Annotated in this window: 1 protein-coding gene; it reads right to left on the bottom strand. The window is 66.1% G+C overall.

The features are described 5' to 3' along the window. Positions 1-4: 4 nt before the first annotated feature. The gene (tuf, locus tag K9U41_RS22880; protein ID WP_282643136.1) at positions 5-1,195 is read right to left on the bottom strand and encodes an elongation factor Tu; all 1,191 of its coding nucleotides are present in this window, start codon (positions 1,193-1,195) and stop codon (positions 5-7) included.

The raw sequence follows: 1,195 nt of genomic DNA on the forward strand, positions 1-1,195 counted from the left end.
CAGATCACTCGATGATGGAGGCGACGACGCCGGCGCCCACCGTGCGGCCACCCTCGCGGATGGCGAAACGCAGCTTCTCTTCCATGGCGATGGGAACGATCAGCGCCACGTCCATGGACACGTTGTCGCCCGGCATCACCATCTCGGTGCCTTCCGGCAGCGTGCACACCCCGGTCACGTCCGTGGTCCGGAAGTAGAACTGCGGCCGGTAGTTGGTGAAGAACGGGGTATGACGCCCGCCCTCTTCCTTGGTCAGGATGTAGGCCTCGGCCTTGAACTTGGTGTGCGGCTTCACCGTACCCGGCTTGCACACAACCTGGCCGCGCTCCACGTCCTCACGCTTGGTGCCGCGCACCAGGATGCCCACGTTGTCGCCGGCCTGGCCCTGGTCCAGAAGCTTGCGGAACATCTCGACGCCGGTGACCGTGGTCTTCTGCGTCGGGCGGATGCCCACGATCTCCACTTCCTCGCCCACCTTGATGATGCCGCGCTCCACGCGGCCGGTCACCACCGTGCCGCGGCCCGAGATCGAGAACACGTCCTCGATGGGCATCAGGAACGGCAGGTCCACCGGGCGCTCGGGCTGCGGGATGTAGGCGTCGACCGCCTCCATCAGCTTCAGCACCGCGTCGCGGCCGAGCTTGGGATCGCCGTTCTCCAGCGCCACCAGCGCCGAGCCGCGGATGATCGGGATGTCGTCGCCGGGGAAGTCGTACTTGGAGAGCAGCTCGCGCACTTCCAGCTCGACCAGTTCCAGCAGCTCCTCGTCGTCGACCATGTCGCACTTGTTGAGGAACACCACCAGCGCCGGCACGCCCACCTGACGGGCCAGCAGGATGTGCTCGCGGGTCTGCGGCATGGGGCCGTCGGCCGCCGACACCACCAGGATCGCGCCGTCCATCTGCGCAGCGCCGGTGATCATGTTCTTCACATAATCGGCGTGGCCGGGGCAATCCACGTGGGCGTAGTGGCGGTTGGCGGTCTCATACTCCACGTGCGCCGTGGAGATGGTGATGCCGCGCGCCTTCTCTTCCGGCGCCTTGTCGATCTGGTCGTACGCCGTGAACGTCGCGCCGCCCGTCTCCGCAAGGATCTTCGTGATCGCCGCCGTCAGCGACGTCTTGCCGTGATCCACGTGACCGATCGTGCCGATGTTGCAGTGCGGCTTCGAGCGGTTGAACTTCTCTTTGGCCAT

The sequence above is a fragment of the Xanthobacter autotrophicus genome, from assembly GCF_029991245.1.
Taxonomy (GTDB): Bacteria; Pseudomonadota; Alphaproteobacteria; order Rhizobiales; family Xanthobacteraceae; genus Xanthobacter; species Xanthobacter autotrophicus_C.